Here is a 19,400-nt window from a genome sequence, read left to right on the forward strand (position 1 = left end):
GGCGGCATGTTCCATGCGATCGTCGGTTGTCGCCGCGTAACGACGACGCGTCACGGCATATCCAGGCTGAAATGAATGGTGGGCAGAAACGCGGATTTGGTGGGCAGAAACGCGGATTGAGCGCCGCATTCCGTTAACGCATTGCTTTTGCTGGTTTAATTGGAATGACTGGCGGAGAGAGCGGGATTCGAACCCGCGTTACGGTTTCCCGTAAACACACTTTCCAGGCGTGCGCCTTCAACCACTCGGCCACCTCTCCGTCCTTGCATCTCGCGCCGGCCGGTTTCGCCGCGCGGGTTGGGAAGATGCATCTCCCTCGGGAAGGCTCATCGCACTATTTGGGGTGCCTTCAACCGGCAGACAACCCCCTTCCCGGCACCTCTAGCCGTCTAGGCAAAACAGGCGCGGGGCTCATCTAGTCGATCCCAAGGCGAATGCCAAGCCATAATGACATTGCAGAGGCTTTTGCCGTGGACGGTCGGAATGCTGCGTTCGCATGGGGAGGCTGTTCAGTCGAATGATGTGCACAGGCCGGCCGCCGCCGCTGCCCGCGCTTGACTTCGGCCCTGGCCGCCTGTCGACTGCCCGAAATGTTTGCTTCCGCGCAATTCCGGGCGGAAAAACCGCTGCGCACTTTTCCTGGAATTGCGTGGTTTTTTCTTTTCGCAATTCCGGACGGAAAACCGCTACGCACGTTTCCTGGAATTGCTTTGGGCTTTGCGAGGGGCATCGTCCTGACATGTCATCGATCAACCAGCAACCCGCGGTCCGGCCCGACAGCGGGCTCTCCTTCATCCCAGTGGCGTGGCTGATCATCGTCATGGGGCTGTCCGCCTACGGCCTCATCTCGAACTGGCGACTGATCGGCGACTTCAACCTGCCGGAAAGCGTGCTCTTCCTGATCTATGGCGGGCTGGCCGGCGGCGTCGTCACCATTTTGTGGGGGCTTTACCTGCTCGGCCTCGCCTTCAACCGATCGGCGCGTTTCCCGCGCCACTACACGATCTGGCAGGTCGCCATCATCTTGTGGCTCATTGTTCGCCAGGCCTACACGCTTCTGGTGTCCGACTTCGTCTTCTCGGCCGAAGCGCTGGGCTTCACACTGGCCGAAGTCGCCGTCGGGTTGCTTTGCATCTACTTGTTGCGGCCCGGCGCCGGCGCTGAGACGGTCTATGCCAATCCTGAGACCGCGCGCCCGCCGCTGCTGGTCTCGCTCGTTGCCGCGCTTCTCGGGAGCATCCTCGGCGGCGCCATCGGCGCCTGCGCCGGGTTTTTCGCCGGCTCGCTGTTCGCGGATGCCACTCGTATGAGCTGCTTCGAGGGCGCCTGCGGGTTTTTCGCCGCCTTTATCGGCCTCGCAGGCCTGATCGTCGGGGCGATCGCCGGYGGGATCTTCGCCATCTGGCGGGTCAACCGGCGCAAGGCGGCAAGAATGGCCTGAAGCAATTCCAGTACGAAGCGGATTTCCGCCCGGAATTGCGCGAAAGCAAACAGACAGGACGGCGCAAAATCGCGTGTTGCGATTGCGTGGCGATAGCGCAGGCTCTATGTCGGTTCCGGGCAGACGGGAGCGTTTCGCGGGGAGAGCGTCGGATGGTGCGTTTCATCTTTCGGCTGGCGGCGATGGTTTCATTGTCGATTTCCGTCATCATGGCGGTGATCGACACCACGCGCTCGGTCGCGGCCTCGGCGCTCGTCATGACGCCGCTCAACGCAAGCTGGCTGGCGGTATCGCCCGACACCCGCGCGGCCTTCGAGAGCTATGTGCGCGCCAAAGCCGATCCGCTGGTCTGGGACGGCGCCGTCGCCTGGGTGCTCAACCAGCCGGGTTTCGCGGTTTTCGCCGTGCTGGCCTTCCTGCTCTACGCCATCGGCTACCGGCGGCGGCGCCATCAATTCGCGCCGACCAACTGACGGCGACGCTTGGCTCGGCCCGAAAGCGGTCGGGCCGGGCGCTTTTTCCAACAGGTCAAAATTCCACGTGAATTTTGTTTCGGGCCGTGCCAGATTGGCCGCGAGCGGGAGGGGTAATACACTTTCCTGCCTGGCGTCGCATGCCTGCCGGAGAACCGGGCAGGCAGGCGGTGCAACGGAAAAATAACCGACAGGGTGTGGATCACATGAAACGTATCGTTCTCGGCCTCCTGGCCGCTACCGCAATGGTTCTTCCGGCCTTCGCCGCGGATGTCCAGCCGGCCATCCTCTATGATCTGGGCGGCAAGTTCGACAAATCCTTCAACGAGGCCGCCTACCACGGCGCCGAGAAGTTCAAGAAAGAAACCGGCATCGCCTACGTCGAATTCGAAGTCTCCAACGCCTCGCAGCGCGAGCAGGCGCTGCGCCGCTTCGCAGAGGACGGCCGTAATCCGATCGTCATGGCCGGCTTCGCCTGGGAGGATGCGCTGAAGAAGGTCGCGGCCGAATATACCGACCTGAACTTCGCCATCATCGACGATGCCGTCGACCTGCCCAATGTTCGCTCGCTGGTATTCAAGGAGAATGAAGGCTCCTACCTCGTCGGCATCATGGCGGCGATGGCGTCGAAGTCGAAGAAGGTCAGCTTCGTCGGCGGCATGGACATCCCGCTGATCCGCAAGTTCGAGTGCGGCTATGTCGGCGGCGCCAAGTCGGCCGGCGCCACCGAAGTCATCCAGAACATGACCGGCGACACGCCGGCCGCCTGGAACGACCCGGCCAAGGGCGGTGAGATCGCCAAGACGCAGATCGACCAGGGCTCCGACGTGGTCTATGCCGCCGCCGGCGGCACCGGCGTCGGCGTGCTGCAAGCTGCGGCGGATGCCGGCAAGCTTGGCATCGGCGTCGATTCCAACCAGAACGGACTGCAGCCGGGCAAGGTGCTGACCTCGATGCTGAAGCGCRTCGACGTTGCCGTGTACAACGCTTTCATGGACGGCAAGAACGGCACCTTCAAGGGCGGCGTCGAGAATCTCGGCCTCAAGGAAGGCGGCGTCGACTACGCCATGGATGACAACAACAAGGCTCTGGTCACCGACGAGATGAAGGCCGCCGTCGAAAAGGCCAAGGCCGACATCATCGCCGGCAAGGTTCAGGTGCACGACTACACGTCGGACAACAAGTGCCCCTATTGATCGGCTGCTGAAGCAAGATATCGCGACCGCCGGGCCAAACCCGGCGGTTTCTTTTTGGCTTACAGCGTACCGGCGAGATAGCCCAGCGCAAAGGCCGCCAGCAGGGCGAGCGCGATGACGACGCCGAGCCTGCCGCCAAGGGAATGCAGGCCGACGCCATAGGGCTTGCGCTCGATCTTGTTGATTACGACGGGCGGCGGCTGCGTCTCGCTCCCGTTCAATCCGGCAAGCCGCATCTGCGGCAATTCGGCAAGCCGCCGCTGGACAAATTTCCAGCGATCGTCGGACGCCGACGGCCCCACGGTGTCCAGCGCACGCATGCGCTCGGCCAGCTTGAGCACCGCGTCGCGAAAGGCGGGATCGATCTGGAGGTCGCGCTCGGCGCGGGCGCGCTCCCGCTCATCCATCAGGCCGAACACGTAGTCGCCGGCCCTTGCGATGCGGTCACCTTCATTGGCCATGACGGTTCTCCCCCATGCTCRCTGGCCCTCGTTTCTCGTGCACCCCCCTGTTCGCTCACCAGTGCGGCGGCTTGGTCACCGGCACGTCGGGAGCGCTCTGCTCTTCCAACGCCAGGAACCGGTCGGTAAGGGCGGCAAGCTTGCGTTCCAGGCGCTCGATCACCTTCCACTGCTCGGCGATCTGGCCGGACAGTTCCTCGATGGTCTTTTCCTGCTCGGCAGCGCGGATTTCCAGTGTTGTCAGCCGGTCGTCAGGCATGGTCATTCAAAATCCAGGCTCTGTGAATGTGAAGCTCGGCCACCTTCGAAATTGACAAGCGCGCGGGGATTTGTCGAGAGTGAATGGCATTCYGGCCCAATTGGCACGGGCGTGGCATCATGCTAGGCGTTTGACCAAGCGATAAAAAATACGAGTGGGACAGGCTGCATGGCGCAAGCCGCAATCGAGCTTATAGGCATCAACAAGAGTTTTGGCGCCGTGCGCGCCAACCGCGACATCAACCTGGAAGTGGCGCGCGGCACCATCCACGGCATTGTCGGCGAGAACGGCGCCGGCAAGTCGACGCTGATGTCGATCCTCTACGGCTTCTACCAGGCCGACAGCGGCGAAATCCGCGTCGGCGGCAAGCCAGCGTCAATCAACACCTCCAACGACGCGATCGCGCTCGGCATCGGCATGGTGCACCAGCATTTCATGCTGGTCGACAATTWCACCGTGCTCGAAAACGTCATCCTCGGCGCCGAAAATGACGCGCTCTTGAAGAGCAGCATCGCCAAGGCGCGCTCGGAACTCGAGCGGCTGGAGCGCGAATACGGCCTCGAGGTCGATCCCGACGCCGTCATCGAGGAACTGCCGGTCGGCCTGCAGCAGCGCGTCGAAATTCTCAAGGCGCTCTATCGCGGCGCCGAGATCCTGATCCTCGACGAGCCGACGGGCGTGTTGACGCCGGCCGAGGCCGACCACCTGTTCCGTATCCTCAAGCAATTGAAGGAGCAGGGAAAAACGGTGGTGCTGATCACCCACAAGCTGCGCGAGATCATGGCCATCACCGACACCGTCTCGGTCATGCGCCAGGGCACGATGGTGGCGACCCGGGTGACGAAGGAAACCACGGTCGGAGAACTGGCCGAATTGATGGTCGGTCGGYGCGTGCTGCTGCGGGTCGAGAAGGGCGAGTCGAAGGCCGGCGCGATCAAGCTCTCGGTCAAGAACCTGACGGTGAAGGATTCACGCGGCGTCACCATGGTCGACGACGTCTCCTTCGACGTGCGCGGCGGCGAGATCGTCGRCATCGCAGGTGTGGCCGGCAACGGCCAGTCGGAGCTGCTCGAGGCGATCTCCGGCATCCGGCATGCCGTCTCGGGCGAGGTCATGCTCGAAGGCAAGCCGGTCGACCTCACCGGCAAGGCCGATCCCGGTGAGTTGCGCGACCGGGGGCTGGCCCATGTGCCGGAGGACCGCCATCATGTCGGGCTGGTGCTCGCCTTCGAGGAGAACGAGAATTCGATCCTCGGTTACCATGACGACGAGCGCTATTTGAAAGGTCCCTTCCTCAACGTCGATGCCATCGTGGCCGACGCGAAGGACAAGATCGTGAAATACGACATCCGTCCCACCAATCCGCGCCTGAAGACGGCCAATTTCTCCGGCGGCAACCAGCAGAAGATCGTGCTGGCGCGGGAGATGGAGCAGGATCCCGGCGTGCTGATCGTCGGCCAGCCGACGCGCGGCGTCGATGTCGGCGCCATCGAGTTCATCCACAAGCGGCTGATCGCGATGCGCGACCAGGGCAAGGCGGTGCTGGTGGTGTCGGTCGAGCTCGACGAAATCCGTTCGCTCTCCGACCGCATCCTGGTGATGTTTGCCGGCCGCATCGTCGGCGAGCGCGGGCCGGACGCGACCGAGGGCGAGCTTGGCCTGCTGATGGCCGGCGTCGAGCACCAGGAGGCCGCTGAATGAGCACGCCTTACGCCAAGCTGCCGGCCTGGGCCGATTACGGGCTGATCCCGCTGATCAATCTGTCGGTGGCCTTCATCGTCGCCGGCTTCGTCGTCATGCTCGTCGGCGAAAACCCGTTCCGCGCCGCCGTCATCCTGGTCGAGGGCGCCTTCGGCAGGGGCTCGGGCATTGCTTTCACCCTGTTCTACGCCACGACCTTCATCTTCAGCGGGCTTTCGGTGGCGGTCGCCGTCCATTGCGGACTCTTCAACATCGGCGGCGAGGGGCAGGGCTACATAGCCGGCCTCGGCATCGGCGTCGTCTGCCTCGCCTTCGACAGCATCTTCCCGTGGTGGCTGACCTTCCCGCTGGCGATCATCGCCGCGGCGGGCATGGGTGYGCTGTGGGCGCTGATCCCGRCCTATCTGCAGGYCAAGCGCGGGTCGCACATCGTCATCACCACCATCATGTTCAACTTCATCGCYGCCAGCGTCATGGTGTACGCGCTGGTCGACGTGCTGAAGCCGGCTGGCTCGATGGCGCCGCAGACGCGCAACTTCCTGCCCGGCGCCGAGCTGCCGAAGCTCAACTGGGTTATCGAATTGTTCGGCGCCAAGATCCGCTCGGCGCCGCTCAACATCTGCTTCCTGCTGGCGCTGGTCATGGCCTTCCTCGTCTGGCTGCTGATCTGGCGCACCCGGCTCGGCTACGAGATGCGCACCTACGGCCACAGCCCGAAGGCCGCGCGCTATGCCGGAATTTCGGAAACTCGCATCATCCTGATCGCCATGGTGATTTCCGGCGCGCTTGCCGGCATGATGGCGCTCAACCCRGTGATGGGCGACCAGCACAATGTCGCGCTCGACTTCGTCTCCGGCGCCGGCTTCGTCGGCATTGCGGTGGCGTTGATGGGACGCTCGCACCCCGTGGGCATCGTGCTGGCGGCGATCCTGTTCGGCATGCTCTACCAGGGAGGCGCCGAGCTTGCTTTCGAGATGCCGGCGATCAGCCGCGACATGATCGTCATCATCCAGGGTCTGGTGATCCTGTTCGCCGGCGCGCTTGAGCACATGTTCAGGCCATACATCCAGGCGCTGTTCGCCTCGTTCAGCCCGAAAGCGGTCGGCATCGAGGCGGTCAAGGGGAAGGGGGCCTGAGATGGACAGTTTCAATGCCATCGTCCAGGTGCTGGACTCGACCATCCGCCTCTCGGTTCCGCTGCTGCTTGCTTGCCTGGCAGGCCTCTATTCCGAGCGTGCCGGCATCTTCGACATCGGCCTCGAAGGCAAGATGCTGGTCGGCGCCTTCGCCGGCGCCGCCGCGGCCTCCGTCTTCCATTCGGCCTTTATCGGCCTCGGCATGGCCGTCCTGATCTCGGTTGCCTTCGCGATGGTGCACGGTTTCGCCTCGATCACGCATCGCGGCAACCAGATCGTGTCCGGCGTCGCCATCAACTTCGTCGCCGCCGGGTCTACCATCATCCTCGGCCAGGCCTGGTTCCAGCAGGGCGGGCGCACGCCGGCGCTGCAGCCCGGCGAGCGTTTCGAGGCGATCGTCTGGYCGGGCGCCGATGCGGTGCGGGATGTGCCGCTGCTCGGGCCGATCTATTCCGAACTCATCTCCGGCCATTCGATCCTGGTCTATTTCGCCTTCGCGATGGTGCCTTTTACCTGGTGGGTGCTGTTCCGCACCCGCTTCGGCCTCCGCATGCGCGCGGTCGGCGAAAACCCGGCCGCCGTCGATACCGCCGGCATCTCGGTCGCGTGGCTGCGCTACCGGGCGCTGATCTGCACGGGCGTGCTCACGGGCGTCGCCGGCGCCTATCTGTCGATGGTGCAGAATGGCGGCTTCGTGAAGGACATGACGGCGGGCAAGGGCTATATCGCGCTTGCCGCGCTGATCTTCGCCAAGTGGAAGCCGGTCAACGCCATGTTCGCCTGCCTGCTTTTCGGCTTCCTCGATGCGCTGTCGATCCGCCTGCAGGGAACGCCGCTGCCGATCATCGGCAAGGTGCCGGTGCAGTTCATGCAGGCGCTGCCCTATGTGCTCACTGTCATCCTGCTTGCCGGCTTCATCGGCAAGGCCATCCCGCCGCGCGCCGGCGGCGTGCCCTATGTCAAGGAACGCTGAGACCGGGGAAACGCTGAGGTCGGGCGRCAGAACGGACTCTCGGGTTCAGACGGTTTTTGAACACGATCGTGGAAGAGAATAAGTGAATGTCRCATGATCTGTTCGAGGCGGCGAAGGCTGCGATGGCCAAGGCCTACGCGCCCTATTCCAAGTTCCCGGTAGGCGCGGCATTGCGCACCGAGGACGGGCGCGTCTTCGCCGGCGCCAATATCGAGGTGGCGTCCTACCCCGAAGGCTGGTGCGCCGAGACCACAGCACTCGGCCATTACATCATGGGCGGCGGCGGCAAGATCATCGAGATCGCGGTGGTTGCCGAGCGCATGGCCAAATGCTCGCCCTGTGGCGGCTGCCGGCAGCGGCTGGCGGAATTCTGCCGGCCGGAGACCAAGCTGTATCTCTGCGACAGTACCGGCGTGGTCGAGACCGTCACCATGGGCGACATGCTGCCTTACGGCTTCAGGGGCGACGTTTTGAAATGAAGAATGGGCTGAAATGAAGGAAGCGCTGGATCATCTGGTCGAGAAGCTGGACGGGCTGGCGCCGACAGCGGCTCTTGTGCTGGGCTCCGGCCTTGGCGGGCTGGTCGACCAGGTCGAAGACGCCAGGCGCATTTCCTATGCCGAGCTGCCGGGTTTCCCGCGAAGCGGTGTCTCCGGCCACGCCGGCGAGGTGGTAGCAGGGCATTTCGCCGGCACGCCGGTGCTGATGCTTTCCGGCCGCGCGCATTACTACGAGCACGGCAATGCCGCCGCGATGCGTCCCGCCCTGGAGGTGCTTGCCGGCATCGGCATCTCGCACCTCATCCTCACCAACGCCGCCGGCTCCGTCGATGCGCAGATGGGACCGGGCTCGGTGATGCTGATCACCGACCACATCAATTTCTCCGGCTCCAATCCGCTGATCGGCGAGCCGAGCGACCGCCGCTTCGTCGGCCTCACCGAGGCTTACGATGCCGGCCTGCGCAAGGCGATCGAGAAGGCGGCCGAGGCGACCGGCACCGCGCTGCACAAGGGCGTTTACATGTGGTTCTCTGGAYCCTGCTTCGAGACGCCGGCCGAGATCCGCATGGCGCGCATCATGGGCGCCAATGCCGTGGGCATGTCGACCGTGCCGGAAGTCATCGTCGCCCGCTTCCTCGGCCTCAAGGTCGCCGCCTGCTCGGTCATCACCAATCTGGCGGCGGGCATGACCGGGGCGGAGCTCTCGCACCAGGAAACCAAGGACATGGCGCCGATCGGCGGCGCGCGGCTGGCGACGATCCTCGAATATGTGTTTCGGGAAGGTTTGCCGGATGGCTGAGGCGGACTTCACCCTCCCCCTTGTGGGGAGGGTCGGCGAGCGGGCCTTGCCAAGCAAGGTCAGCGAGACGGGGCGGGGGTGCTTCACTCACAGCGCCGCGGCCCCCACCGCGGTCCGCTTCGCGGAGCGACCCTCCCCACGAGGGGGAGGGTAAGGTCGTGCTCCCGCAGGAAATCATCCGCCGCAAGCGTGACGGCTACAAGCTCTCGGCGCCAGAGATCGCGGCTTTCGTCGAGGGGATAACGGCCGGCACGCTCACGGAAGGCCAGATCGGCGCCTTCGCCATGGCCGTGTTCCTCCAAGGCATGAGCCGCGAGGAAGCGGTGGCGCTGACGCTCGCCATGCGCGATTCCGGCGACGTGCTCGACTGGTCCGATCTGCCCGGGCCGGTCACCGACAAGCATTCGACCGGCGGCGTCGGCGACAATGTCTCGCTGATGCTGGCGCCGATCGTCGCCGCCTGCGGCGCCTATGTGCCGATGATTTCCGGCCGCGGCCTTGGCCATACCGGCGGCACGCTCGACAAGATGGACGCCATCCCGGGCTACACCAGCCAGCCCGATGTGGCGCGCTTCCGCAAGACGGTGCTTGAGACCGGCTGCGCCATCATCGGTCAGACCGCCGATCTCGCGCCCGCCGACCGCCGGCTCTATGCGATCCGCGACGTGACCGGCACGGTCGAGTCGGTGCCGCTGATCACGGCCTCGATCCTGTCGAAAAAGCTCGCAGCGGGCTTGGGCTCGCTGGTGCTCGACGTCAAGGTCGGCAACGGCGCCTTCATGGAGAAGTCGCGCGACGCGACAGCACTGGCGAATAGCCTGGTTGAAGTCGCCAACGGCGCGGGCCTGAAGGCATCGGCGCTGGTGACCGGCATGAACGAGCCGCTGGCGTCGGCCGCCGGCAATGCGGTCGAGGTGCGCAATGCCCTCGACTTTCTCACCGGCCGGTTCCGCGATCGGCGCCTGGAAGACGTCACGCTGGCTCTGGCAGCCGAAATGCTGCAGTCGGCCGGACTTGTCTCCTCCAACCAGGACGGCATGCGACGCGCTGCCGAGACGCTCGCCGGCGGTCGCGCGGCGGCGGTGTTCGCGCGCATGGTGACGGCGCTGGGCGGTCCTGCCGATTTCGTCGAGAACCCGGAAAAATACCTGYCGAGGGCAGCGGTGGAATGGGCGGTGGAAGCGACGGAGGACGGCTTCGTCACCGGGATCGCAACGCGCGACATCGGGCTCGYCGTCGTCGCGCTAGGCGGCGGGCGCACCCGGCCTGACGACAAGATCGATCACGGCGTCGGCCTCACCAGGCTGTTGCCGGTCGGCGCGGAGGTGCGGGCGGGAGAGGCRCTGGCGCTGGTCCATGCGCGGAGCGAGACGGATGCCGACGGCGCCGCCGCCGCAGTGCGCTCCGCCTACATGATCGGCGCCTCGAAGCCGTCCGCCGAAAAGACCGTGCTCAGGCGGATATTGCCTCTCTAGGTGCGCAATTTCAGGAAGCGTGTCTCGGTTTTCCGTCCGCGACGAGAGAATATCTACTACTGCACCAGCAGCAGCGCGCCGTTCTCGACTTCATATTTCTGCAACCGCTGCAGGAAGCTCATGCCGATCAGATTGGTTTGCAGCGCCCTATCGTCGAGCACCACCGCCTGGACGTTGTCGACGGAGATCTTGCCGATCTGCAGACGGTCGACGGTGACCACCGCGGCCTTGATGGCGCCGTTCRCTGTGTTCACTTGATGGTTGAAATCCGATTGGTTGAGCGAGATGCCGATCCGGCGCGCCGTCGATGTGTTGATGGCGACCAGCGTCGCGCCGGTGTCGATCATGCCGTCGATCTGGCGACCGTTGAGTTTGAACGCGGAGGTGAAATGACCGCGCTCGTCAGCATTGACCAGCACCTGGCGGCCGAGCGGCATCGGCGCCGCCTGCTTTGCTGGGACCGAAGCGAGATTGGCGGCCGGCTGGGCCTGCGGAGCCGCYGGCTTCGAGGCGACCGTCGATCTCAGCAGGGTTTCCACCATCTGYGGGTTCGACTGATAGACGATCGGGATCGATGCCGAACTTCCGACAAAGACGCCAAGGAGGAGAAGCTTGCGCAGCATGGATCGACCTTCGTGAAGGCCCGATCCTTAAGCAGATATGGTGTTTCCACCTTTAACGCGCGCCGCCCCCGTGGTCCTTGCGTAAACGAGCGGTAAAGAAAGCGCTCACTTGGTTCCGTACATGCGGTCGCCGGCGTCGCCGAGGCCCGGCATGATGTAGCCCTTGTCGTTCAACTGACGGTCGATCGAAGCGGTGAAGATCTGGACATCCGGATGTGCCTTGGTGAAGCGCTCGATGYCCTCCGGCGCCGCGAGCAGGCAGAGGAAGCGGATATTGGTGGCGCCGCGCCCCTTCAGCTTGTCGACCGCCGCGATCGCCGAATTCGCCGTTGCCAGCATCGGGTCGACGACGATCACCAGCCGGTCGGCCAGGTCGCTCGGCGCCTTGAAGAAATACTCGATCGCTTCCAGCGTCTCGTGGTCGCGATAGAGGCCGATATGGGCGACGCGCGCCGCAGGCACCAGATCGAGCAAGCCTTCGAGCAGGCCGTTGCCGGCACGCAGCACCGAGGCGAAAACCAGCTTCTTGCCCTCCAGCGTCGGCGCTTCCATCTCCTCGATCGGGGTCTCGATGGTCGTGGTGGTAAGCTCGAGGTTGCGGGTGACCTCATAGCCCAGGAGCAGCGAGATCTCGCGCAACAGCCGGCGGAAACCTGCGGTCGAGGTCTCCTTCTTGCGCATGATGGTCAGCTTGTGCTGGACAAGGGGGTGGTCGACGACGGTTACGCCCTGCATCGTGATCTCCTGAAGTTCCGGCTTGCCTAGAGCCCGGTTGGAAACTCTGCTCCTGCGGCCATCTGAAGGCGCCACCTGCGCTTCCGGTGCTCACGTACAACATGTACGCTCCGCTCCGGTTCTCGGTGACACCATCGTCTGACTCGCAGGAGCGAGTTTCGAAACGGGCTCTCAAACGAACCCTAGCGRCATTGCGCCGGCCAAGGAACCGCCCGCCGGCATCCACCACAGCTTTTGCCGGGAATCCAGCAAAGAAATCCAGACGAAGAAATTAGCGTGCGCCGCCGCTTAGACGGGCAAGAAGTGCTGCCCTGGTCTTGCGGTCGACGAAGGCCGCCTCGATGGCCGTTCTGGTGACCGCGGTGAGCGCCCTGTCGTCCATCGCGAAATGCTCGGCCGCAATGTCGTATTCGCGCTTCAGTGAGGTCCAGAAATAGGGCGGGTCGTCGGAATTGAGCGTCACCTTGCAGCCGGCCGCGCGCAATGCCGGAAAGGGGTGCTCGGCGAAGCCGTCGAACACCTTGAGCGCGATGTTGGAACCGGGGCAGCATTCCAGCACCACGCCTTCGGCGGCGATGBGGCGCACGAGGTCGGAGTTCTCGATGGCACGCACGCCGTGGCCGATCCGGGCGGGGCGGATATGGTCGAGCGCCGCCTTGACACTTTCCCAGCCCATCAGCTCGCCGGCATGGATGGTGATCCCGAGGCCGGCCTCGCGCGCGATCTCGAAGGCCCGCACGTAATCCTCGAAATCGCCGATCCGCTCGTCGCCGGCGACGCCGAAGCCGGTGACCAGCGGATGGCCGCAGCGAGCCGCAAAACGCGCCGCCTGCTCGATCGCCTCGACGCCGACATGGCGCACGCCGGTGACGATCATGCGGCCTTCGATGCCGGTCCTGGCTTTGGCGCGGGCCATGCCTTCGCCCAGCGCATCCGTATAGGCCTTGGGCGACAGTCCGGCCTTCCTTGCGTGATCGGGCGAGGTGAAGACCTCGGAATAGATAGCGCCGTCGCGGGCGAGGCTGGTCAGGTAGTGATCGGTCAGGCGGGCGTAATCTTCTTCGGTGCGAAACAGGTCGGAGGCAAAATCGTAGGCCGCGAGGAAAGAGGTGAAATCGTGCCAGACGAAAGAGCCGTCCTGGATGTAGGGCGAGGGGTCCTTGCCGTATTTGCGCGCCTGGCTGACRACAAGGTCGGGCGCCGCTGCCCCTTCGATGTGGCAGTGCAATTCGGCTTTCAAGATCATGCGGTCATCCCGTCCGGTACTCTGTCCCCGCCTGATTCGGAGCGGAAATTCTTGCGAGACCTGCCCGAACCCGTGTCGAAGGCGCGGCTGAAAACCGCGTTTCGGACAATAGCGTCGGCCCCCTCGATCGGCTATGGTCCCGCCGGTTTTATGGCGGATCACAATAATGTCAGTTGAGAGAACCACGGCCGCGGGCGGCATGGAAACTTCCTATGGTTTCAGGAAGGTCGGGGCGGGCGACAAGCAGTCCCTCGTCAACGACGTTTTCCACAAGGTGGCCAATCGCTACGACCTCATGAACGATCTGATGTCGGGCGGACTGCATCGGCTGTGGAAGGACGCGATGGTTGCCTGGCTCAATCCGCCGAAGCGACCGGGCTGGAAGGTGCTCGACGTGGCCGGCGGCACGGGCGACATCGCCTTCCGCATCATCGAGACCAGCCACCGCCACGCGCACGCGACAGTTCTCGACATCAACGGCTCGATGCTTGCCGTCGGCCGCGATCGTGCCGAAAAGCAGGGGCTTTCGGCAAATGCCGACTTCATCGAGGCCAATGCCGAGGCGCTGCCCTTCGAGGACGGCACGTTCGACGCCTATACGATCGCGTTCGGCATCCGCAACGTGCCGCGCATCGATGTGGCGCTGAGCGAAGCCTTCCGCGTGCTGAAGCGCGGCGGACGCTTCCTCTGCCTGGAATTTTCCGAGGTCGACATGCCGCTGCTCGACAAGGTCTACGAGGCCTGGTCCTTCAATGCCATCCCCAGGATCGGCAAGGTGGTGGCCGGCGACGGCGAACCCTATTCCTACCTGGTCGAATCGATCCGCAAATTTCCCAATCAGCAGAACTTCGCGGCGATGATCGCGCGCACGGGCTTCGATCGCGTCACTTTCCGCAACTATTCGGGGGGCATCGCGGCGCTCCATTCGGGCTGGAAGCTTTGAGGCAGGACTCCTTGAGRCAGGCTGGGCAATGAGCAGCGTCGGCGCCGCCTTTCGGCTCGTCAGGGCCGGCTGGGTGCTGGTCCGCGAGGGCGTCGTCGCGGCGCTGCCGGGCGAGGAGCTCTCCGGCATGCCGAAGCTCGGCTGGCAGCTGGCGCGGTTGCTGACCCGCCGCCGCGCGCGAACCTACGAGCGTGGCGACCGGCTGGCGAAGGCGGTGGTGCGGCTCGGCCCGTCCTACGTGAAGCTCGGCCAGTTCCTGGCGACGCGACCCGACGTCGTCGGCAACGACATGGCGGTTGACCTCGCCCTGCTGCAGGACAAGATGCACACCTTCCCGAAGGCGGAGGCGATTGCGGCGATCGAAGCCTCGCTCGGGCGCAAGATCGGCGATCTCTACGCCAGCTTCGGCGATCCGGTGGCCGCCGCTTCGATCGCCCAGGTGCACAGCGCCGAAGTCCTTCGCGACGGGAGAGCTTCACGCGTGGCGGTGAAGGTGATCCGGCCCGGCGTGCGCCACCGCTTCTTCCAGGATCTCGAGAGCTATTTCCTCGCCGCCCGCCTGCAGGAGAAGTACATCCCCTCATCACGCCGCCTGCGGCCGATCGAGGTGACCCAGACGCTGGCGCAGACCACCAAGGTCGAGATGGACATGCGGCTCGAGGCGGCCGCGTTTTCCGAGATCGCCGAGAATACCAGGGACGATCCGGGCTTTCGCGTGCCCGCGGTCGACTGGGAGCGGACCGGCCGCGATGTGATCACCATGGAGTGGATCGACGGCATCAAGATGAACGATCTGGTTGGTCTTGCCGCCGCCGGCCACGACCTCAAGGCGATCGCCGCCAATCTGATCCAGTCGTTCCTCAGGCACACGCTGCGCGACGGCTTCTTCCATGCCGACATGCATCCGGGCAATCTGTTCGTCGAGCCGGACGGCACCATCGTTGCCGTCGACCTCGGCATTGCCGGGCGGCTCGGCAAGAAGGAGCGGCGTTTCCTGGCCGAGATCCTCTACGGCTTCATCGTGCGCGACTATCAGCGCGTCGCCGAGGTGCATTTCGAGGCCGGCTATGTGCCGCGCCAGCACAATGTCTCGGCCTTCGCGCAGGCGATCCGCGCCATCGGCGAGCCGATCCATGGCCAGTCGGCCGACACGATCTCGATGGCCAAGCTTTTGACGCTGTTGTTCGAGGTCACCGACCTCTTCGACATGGCGACGCGGACCGAACTGGTGCTTTTGCAAAAGACCATGGTGGTGGTCGAAGGTGTCGCCCGCACGCTCGATCCGGCCTTCAACATGTGGAAGACCTCGGAGCCGGTGGTCAGCGACTGGATCGCCAGCAATCTCGGCCCACGCGCCCTGCTCACAGACGCGCGCGACGCCGGCAAAGCCCTGGTGTCGCTGGCAAAGCAGGCGCCGGACCTTGCTGCCCGCACCGAGCGGCTGTCGCGCGAGATCGACCTGATGGCCGAGCACGGCCTGCGCTTCGACGAGGCGACCGCGCACGCGATCGGCAAGGCCGAGGCGCGCCATACCCGCTCGGGCCGCGTGGCGCTGTGGGTGATCGCGCTGACGCTGCTCTATGTCGCCTGGCGGATTGTCTGATTTCCTGGYCGTCCTTGCCGCCATTTGATTGCATTGCTATCATTGCTGGCGCCAATCTGAAGTGAGTGCAATCACATGGCCAGCATCACGATCCGCAACCTTGACGATCAGGTCAAGGACTTGCTTCGGCAACTGGCGGCCGAAAACGGCTGCTCGATGGAGGAGCAGGCGCGGATGATGATCCGCGCGGCGGTGGAAGGGCGGATCGGCCAGACTGACCGCATTGACCAGATCGAAAAGACGCTGCGCGCGCTGACAGGCGCTGGCCAGCCGACAAGTCCAACCRCAGCCGCATCCACCAAGCCAGCAGTTCGTGGACCCCTCTCCGGCAAGCGTACCCTGCTCATCATCGGCGGCGGCATCGCTGCCTACAAATCGCTCGACCTGATCCGGCGCCTGCGCGAGCGCGGCGCCTCGGTTCGCGTGGTGATGACGGCCGCCGCGCAGGAGTTCGTCACCACGCTGTCGGCCGGTGCGCTTTCGGCCGATCATGTCTTCACCGATCTGTTCGACCGCCATGACGAGCATGATGTCGGGCATATCCGGCTGKCACGCGAGGCCGACCTGCTGGTGGTGGYGCCGGCCACCGCCGACTTGATGGCGAAGCTCGCCAACGGCCATGCCAACGACCTCGCCTCGACGGTGCTTCTGGCCACCGACAAGAAGGTGCTGATGGCACCGGCGATGAACCCGAGAATGTGGTCGCAWCCGGCGACGCGCCGCAACCTGGCGGTATTGCAGAGGGACGGCATTGCCTTTGTCGGTCCCGCCAAGGGGGAGATGGCGGAGAGCAACGAGGCCGGCGAAGGTCGCATGGCAGAGCCGCTGGAAATCGTGGCAGYGATCGAGGCCATGCTCGACGAGAAGCCGAAGCCGCTCGCGGGCCGCAGGATCATCGTCACTTCGGGGCCGACGCATGAGCCGATTGACCCGGTGCGCTACATTGCCAACCGCTCGTCCGRCAAGCAGGGCCATGCGATCGCGGCGGCGCTGGCGAAACTCGGCGCTGATGTCCGGCTGGTGTCCGGTCCGGTCAACATCGCCGATCCAGTCGGGGTCAAGACCACGCATGTCGAAACCGCGGCCGAAATGAAGGACGCGGTCGAAAGCCTTTTGCCGGCGGATGCGGCGGTGTTCGTCGCGGCGGTCGCCGACTGGCGCACGGCGAACGCCGCCAGGGAGAAGATCAAGAAGGTGGCGGGGAAGGGGCCGCCTTCCCTCGAGATGGTTGAGAACCCCGACATCCTCGCGGGCGTCGGCCATCATGCGCAAAGGCCCGGTCTTGTCGTCGGCTTTGYCGCCGAGACCCAGGACCTCATCGTCAACGCCGAGGCCAAACTCAGGAAGAAGGGCGCCGATTTCATCGTCGCCAACGACGTCTCGCATGAGAGCGGCATCGGCCCATTGGGCGTGATGGGCGGCGACTGCAACAAGGTGCGCATCGTCTCCCGMAGTGGCGTCGAGGAGTGGCCGGAGATGGGCAAGGACGAGGTCGCGGCACGGCTCGCCGCTCTCATAGCCGAGCAGCTGCAGGCGACTGCCGTTTAGATCTAGCTGGCCGCTTCCTGAGGCCGCATGGCCGGCAGCGCGATCCTGATGGCGGCGATGCATCCCAATATCCCGAGCGGCACGAAAGCGAGGAACAGCCAGCCGGCGACGCCCGCGGCCGCTTCGCGGTTCAGCCCTTCCTGAAAGCCGCTGGCGTTTGCGACGATGCCGGYAAGGGCGGCGCCCACTGCATAGCCGATCCGCTGCATGGTCGGCACGGCGGCAGAGGCGATCGTCTGCTCGCCCTCGCGGGCCGAAGCGACGATGACGCGGGTGAGGAACGGCCAGCAGACGCCGAAGCCGCCGCCTTGCAGCAGAGCGCAGAGCAGGATCAGCGGGATCGAGCCTGACGGGATGGTGTAGGCAAAGCCGGCGAGACCGGAGGCGATCATCAGCGCGCCGATGACGATGATCACCCGTTCGCGTTCCAGCGGCGCATTGGCGATGAGGATCGACAGGATCGACCAGGCGATCGATTCGGCGGCGATGATATAGCCGGTGGTCAGGATCGGAATGCCGTGCAGCGTGGTCAGAAGCAGCGGCCCGTAGATGGTGAAGGTGCAGGTGGCCACCGAAAGCGCCGCAACCATGGTCATGCCGCTGCCGAGCGGTGAACGCCATGAAAACAACGGTGACGGGAAGAGGCGCGAGCGCGGCCGCATGGCATCGATGCGGAAGAACAGCGCCAGGCCGATCAGGCCGAGGAGCAGCAGCAGCGACGAGCGCAGCAGGGCAATGTCGATGCCGGCGGCGGCGATCAGCACCACGCTGATGGCGAGACAGGCGAGCGCCGGATAGGGGAAGGGCGGCGCCGCGCCGCAGCCCGCCTGCGGCCGCGTCGCCTCGGGCGTGTCGAGGACGATGAAGCTTGCCAGGGCCATTGCCGCGCCGCCGAAAGTGAAGACTCCGAAGGCCCAGCGCCACGACAGGAATTCGGTCATGATCGCGCCGAGCATCGGTCCGCTGAAGGCGGCGACGCCCCAGATCGCCGACATGATGCCGAAGAGCTGCGGCCAGATGTTGCGCGGAAACAGCCGTTCCACCGAGACATAGGCGAGCGAGACGAGCGCGCCGCCGCCAAGGCCCTCGACCAGGCGTCCTGCGAGGAACAGCGGCATCGAAGGTGCCGTGGCGCAGATCAGCGCGCCTGCGGCGTAGAGCAAGGCGGCGACCATCATGTTGGAGCGCAGCGCGACATAGCTCACGAGCCGGCCGGCCGCAGCGCCCGCGACAATGGCGCCGAGCTCATAGATCGCCAGCGACCAGCCGACGAGTTGCACGCCCGCCAGGTCGCCGACCATGGCCGGCATCACCGTCGCCACCATTGTCTCATTGGTGGCATGCAGCAGGATGCCAAGGCTGATGAAGCAGAAGCGCGCCAGGTCGCCGCTCGCCCACAGACCCCGCCAGTCCAGCTTGCTGCTGCTCGCCTCGTCGCCGCCTGCTGCCGTCACGTCGATCTCCTTGGTGTGATCARCAGCCTCGTCCGCGATTCGAAGGGGCGCCAGATCCAGTTCGGCAAGCTTGTAGAACCTCAAGCGCGGTTGAGCTCAATAGCCTTTTTCACGGATTCCGCGTGGTGAGGAAGCTGCAGTCTGTGCCTAAAGCGCGTCGCGCTGAAACGAGTTCAGGCGACGCGCTTTAGGTCTTTGTTTTTATGCATGTCGTTTTCGCAAAACCGCTGCACACTTTTGCGCGAGATGCATTAGACGGCCCGGCGCTCAAAAGCACTCGGCCCGGAACGGTTGTTCCGGGCCGAGTATTACTGCGGCGGATTCCGAGGCTGAGGCTTCACTTATAGGAGTGGACGAGGTCCAGCGAGGCCACAGTGACGGCCAGGTTGACGCCGGTCTGCGCCTGGACGCTCAACGGCTCAAGCATAAAGGCGCTGTTCCATCCGCCGACCAGGACGTTGGCGCCGCCGCCGGTCACGACGCTCGCCTCGGCATTGACGCCGTAGTAGCTGCCGGCGAGGTCGCCCCCGTTATGGCTGGGGGTGGCGRCCAGAACCGCCCAGACGAGTTGGCCCTGATCCGTCCTGCCGACATCGACGCCGAGCTTGGAGATCATCCCGGTGTAAACCTCGGCCGGTCCGCGATGGGAGGGCCGGAAGACGCAGGACACACCTTTGTTTGAGGAGATGATATAGCCAGTGCCCCCCTCTATGGAGCAATCGAGCGTGCCGAGCCGGAGCGTGCCGGCGCTGACAGGAGAAGTAAGGACCGTGGCGGCAAGYGCGGCGGCGGCACTGGCAAGTATCTTGATCATCGGAAAGGTCCTTTCGCAAA

At 64.8% G+C, this 19,400-nt stretch carries 19 protein-coding genes and 1 tRNA gene; 12 read left to right on the forward strand and 8 right to left on the reverse strand.

Annotated features, from left to right (window positions below; all coding sequences use genetic code 11):
- Positions 1–169: 169 nt before the first annotated feature.
- Positions 170–259: transfer RNA gene (locus ORS3428_RS26555), tRNA-Ser, on the reverse strand.
- A gap of 480 nt (positions 260–739) precedes the next feature.
- Here ORS3428_RS26555 and ORS3428_RS26560 point away from each other — a divergent pair.
- The 3 genes from ORS3428_RS26560 to ORS3428_RS26570 all read left to right on the forward strand — a co-directional run bounded on the left by ORS3428_RS26560 (position 740) and on the right by ORS3428_RS26570 (position 3,110).
- A complete protein-coding gene (locus tag ORS3428_RS26560; protein WP_071101248.1) occupies positions 740–1,441 on the forward strand; it encodes a hypothetical protein in 702 nt (233 codons plus the stop codon).
- A 152-nt stretch (positions 1,442–1,593) separates the two neighbouring features.
- A complete protein-coding gene (locus ORS3428_RS26565; protein WP_071101249.1) occupies positions 1,594–1,914 on the forward strand; it encodes a hypothetical protein in 321 nt (106 codons plus the stop codon).
- 206 nt (positions 1,915–2,120) lie between these two features.
- Positions 2,121–3,110 carry a BMP family lipoprotein gene (locus ORS3428_RS26570; protein ID WP_071101250.1) on the forward strand — a complete coding sequence of 330 codons (990 nt, stop codon included), beginning with the start codon at positions 2,121–2,123 and terminating at the stop codon, positions 3,108–3,110.
- A 59-nt stretch (positions 3,111–3,169) separates the two neighbouring features.
- Here ORS3428_RS26570 and ORS3428_RS26575 read toward each other — a convergent pair whose 3' ends face one another.
- The gene (locus ORS3428_RS26575; RefSeq protein WP_071101251.1) at positions 3,170–3,571 is read right to left on the reverse strand and encodes a hypothetical protein; all 402 of its coding nucleotides are present in this window, start codon (positions 3,569–3,571) and stop codon (positions 3,170–3,172) included.
- A gap of 55 nt (positions 3,572–3,626) precedes the next feature.
- Positions 3,627–3,836, reverse strand: coding sequence for a SlyX family protein (locus ORS3428_RS26580; RefSeq protein ID WP_071101252.1), 210 nt, complete (start codon positions 3,834–3,836; stop codon positions 3,627–3,629).
- A 162-nt stretch (positions 3,837–3,998) separates the two neighbouring features.
- Between ORS3428_RS26580 and ORS3428_RS26585 the strand changes: the two genes are divergently transcribed.
- The 6 genes from ORS3428_RS26585 to deoA all read left to right on the forward strand — a co-directional run bounded on the left by ORS3428_RS26585 (position 3,999) and on the right by deoA (position 10,414).
- Complete coding sequence (locus tag ORS3428_RS26585; protein WP_071101253.1) at positions 3,999–5,531, forward strand: ABC transporter ATP-binding protein; 1,533 nt, start codon at positions 3,999–4,001, stop codon at positions 5,529–5,531.
- The gene (locus ORS3428_RS26590; RefSeq protein ID WP_071101254.1) at positions 5,528–6,667 is read left to right on the forward strand and encodes an ABC transporter permease; all 1,140 of its coding nucleotides are present in this window, start codon (positions 5,528–5,530) and stop codon (positions 6,665–6,667) included. The genes ORS3428_RS26585 and ORS3428_RS26590 overlap by 4 nt, the downstream gene beginning before the upstream one ends.
- A 1-nt stretch (position 6,668) precedes the next feature.
- Entirely contained in the window at positions 6,669–7,640 is a 972-nt protein-coding gene (locus ORS3428_RS26595) for an ABC transporter permease (RefSeq protein ID WP_071101255.1), read from the forward strand.
- Between the two features lie 86 nt (positions 7,641–7,726).
- Entirely contained in the window at positions 7,727–8,119 is a 393-nt protein-coding gene (cdd, locus tag ORS3428_RS26600; protein WP_071101256.1) for a cytidine deaminase, read from the forward strand.
- A 13-nt stretch (positions 8,120–8,132) separates the two neighbouring features.
- The gene (locus tag ORS3428_RS26605) at positions 8,133–8,939 is read left to right on the forward strand and encodes a purine-nucleoside phosphorylase (RefSeq protein ID WP_071101257.1); all 807 of its coding nucleotides are present in this window, start codon (positions 8,133–8,135) and stop codon (positions 8,937–8,939) included.
- Positions 8,940–9,097: 158 nt separating this feature from the next.
- The gene (deoA, locus tag ORS3428_RS26610) at positions 9,098–10,414 is read left to right on the forward strand and encodes a thymidine phosphorylase (protein WP_071101258.1); all 1,317 of its coding nucleotides are present in this window, start codon (positions 9,098–9,100) and stop codon (positions 10,412–10,414) included.
- A gap of 56 nt (positions 10,415–10,470) precedes the next feature.
- On the opposite strand, the gene ORS3428_RS26615 is transcribed toward deoA, so the two are convergent.
- The 3 genes from ORS3428_RS26615 to ORS3428_RS26625 form a co-directional block, all read right to left on the reverse strand.
- The gene (locus tag ORS3428_RS26615) at positions 10,471–11,037 is read right to left on the reverse strand and encodes a TIGR02281 family clan AA aspartic protease (protein WP_071101259.1); all 567 of its coding nucleotides are present in this window, start codon (positions 11,035–11,037) and stop codon (positions 10,471–10,473) included.
- Between the two features lie 105 nt (positions 11,038–11,142).
- On the reverse strand, positions 11,143–11,772 hold the full coding sequence (gene upp, locus ORS3428_RS26620) for a uracil phosphoribosyltransferase (RefSeq protein ID WP_071101260.1): 630 nt from the start codon (positions 11,770–11,772) through the stop codon (positions 11,143–11,145).
- Positions 11,773–12,043: 271 nt separating this feature from the next.
- Positions 12,044–13,018, reverse strand: a complete 975-nt coding sequence (locus ORS3428_RS26625) for an adenosine deaminase (protein WP_071101261.1) — start codon at positions 13,016–13,018, stop codon at positions 12,044–12,046.
- Positions 13,019–13,184: 166 nt separating this feature from the next.
- Here ORS3428_RS26625 and ubiE point away from each other — a divergent pair, with 166 nt between their 5' ends.
- From ubiE to coaBC, 3 genes are all read left to right on the forward strand, one after another.
- Positions 13,185–13,961, forward strand: coding sequence for a bifunctional demethylmenaquinone methyltransferase/2-methoxy-6-polyprenyl-1,4-benzoquinol methylase UbiE (ubiE, locus tag ORS3428_RS26630; protein WP_071101262.1), 777 nt, complete (start codon positions 13,185–13,187; stop codon positions 13,959–13,961).
- 28 nt (positions 13,962–13,989) lie between these two features.
- A complete protein-coding gene (gene ubiB, locus ORS3428_RS26635) occupies positions 13,990–15,564 on the forward strand; it encodes a 2-polyprenylphenol 6-hydroxylase (protein ID WP_071101263.1) in 1,575 nt (524 codons plus the stop codon).
- Positions 15,565–15,639: 75 nt separating this feature from the next.
- On the forward strand, positions 15,640–17,112 hold the full coding sequence (gene coaBC, locus ORS3428_RS26640) for a bifunctional phosphopantothenoylcysteine decarboxylase/phosphopantothenate--cysteine ligase CoaBC (protein ID WP_071101264.1): 1,473 nt from the start codon (positions 15,640–15,642) through the stop codon (positions 17,110–17,112).
- A 2-nt stretch (positions 17,113–17,114) separates the two neighbouring features.
- Here the strand turns inward: coaBC and ORS3428_RS26645 are convergent, their stop codons facing one another.
- Both ORS3428_RS26645 and ORS3428_RS26650 read right to left on the reverse strand, forming a co-directional pair.
- Entirely contained in the window at positions 17,115–18,566 is a 1,452-nt protein-coding gene (locus ORS3428_RS26645; protein WP_083355313.1) for an MFS transporter, read from the reverse strand.
- A gap of 337 nt (positions 18,567–18,903) precedes the next feature.
- Positions 18,904–19,380, reverse strand: coding sequence for a DUF992 domain-containing protein (locus tag ORS3428_RS26650; protein WP_071101265.1), 477 nt, complete (start codon positions 19,378–19,380; stop codon positions 18,904–18,906).
- Positions 19,381–19,400: the final 20 nt, after the last annotated feature.

Source organism: Mesorhizobium sp. ORS 3428 (assembly GCF_001854785.1).
Classification (GTDB): domain Bacteria; phylum Pseudomonadota; class Alphaproteobacteria; order Rhizobiales; family Rhizobiaceae; genus Mesorhizobium.

What these genes read in the sequence shown, in the direction of transcription:
- ubiE (WP_071101262.1), top strand. Translation starts at nt 13,185, where the DNA reads ATGTCAGTTGAGAGAACCACGGCCGCGGGCGGCATGGAAACTTCCTAT.
- ORS3428_RS26565 (WP_071101249.1), top strand. Translation starts at nt 1,594, where the DNA reads ATGGTGCGTTTCATCTTTCGGCTGGCGGCGATGGTTTCATTGTCGATT.
- ORS3428_RS26580 (WP_071101252.1), bottom strand. Translation starts at nt 3,836, where the DNA reads ATGACCATGCCTGACGACCGGCTGACAACACTGGAAATCCGCGCTGCC.
- ubiB (WP_071101263.1), top strand. Translation starts at nt 13,990, where the DNA reads ATGAGCAGCGTCGGCGCCGCCTTTCGGCTCGTCAGGGCCGGCTGGGTG.
- ORS3428_RS26575 (WP_071101251.1), bottom strand. Translation starts at nt 3,571, where the DNA reads ATGGCCAATGAAGGTGACCGCATCGCAAGGGCCGGCGACTACGTGTTC.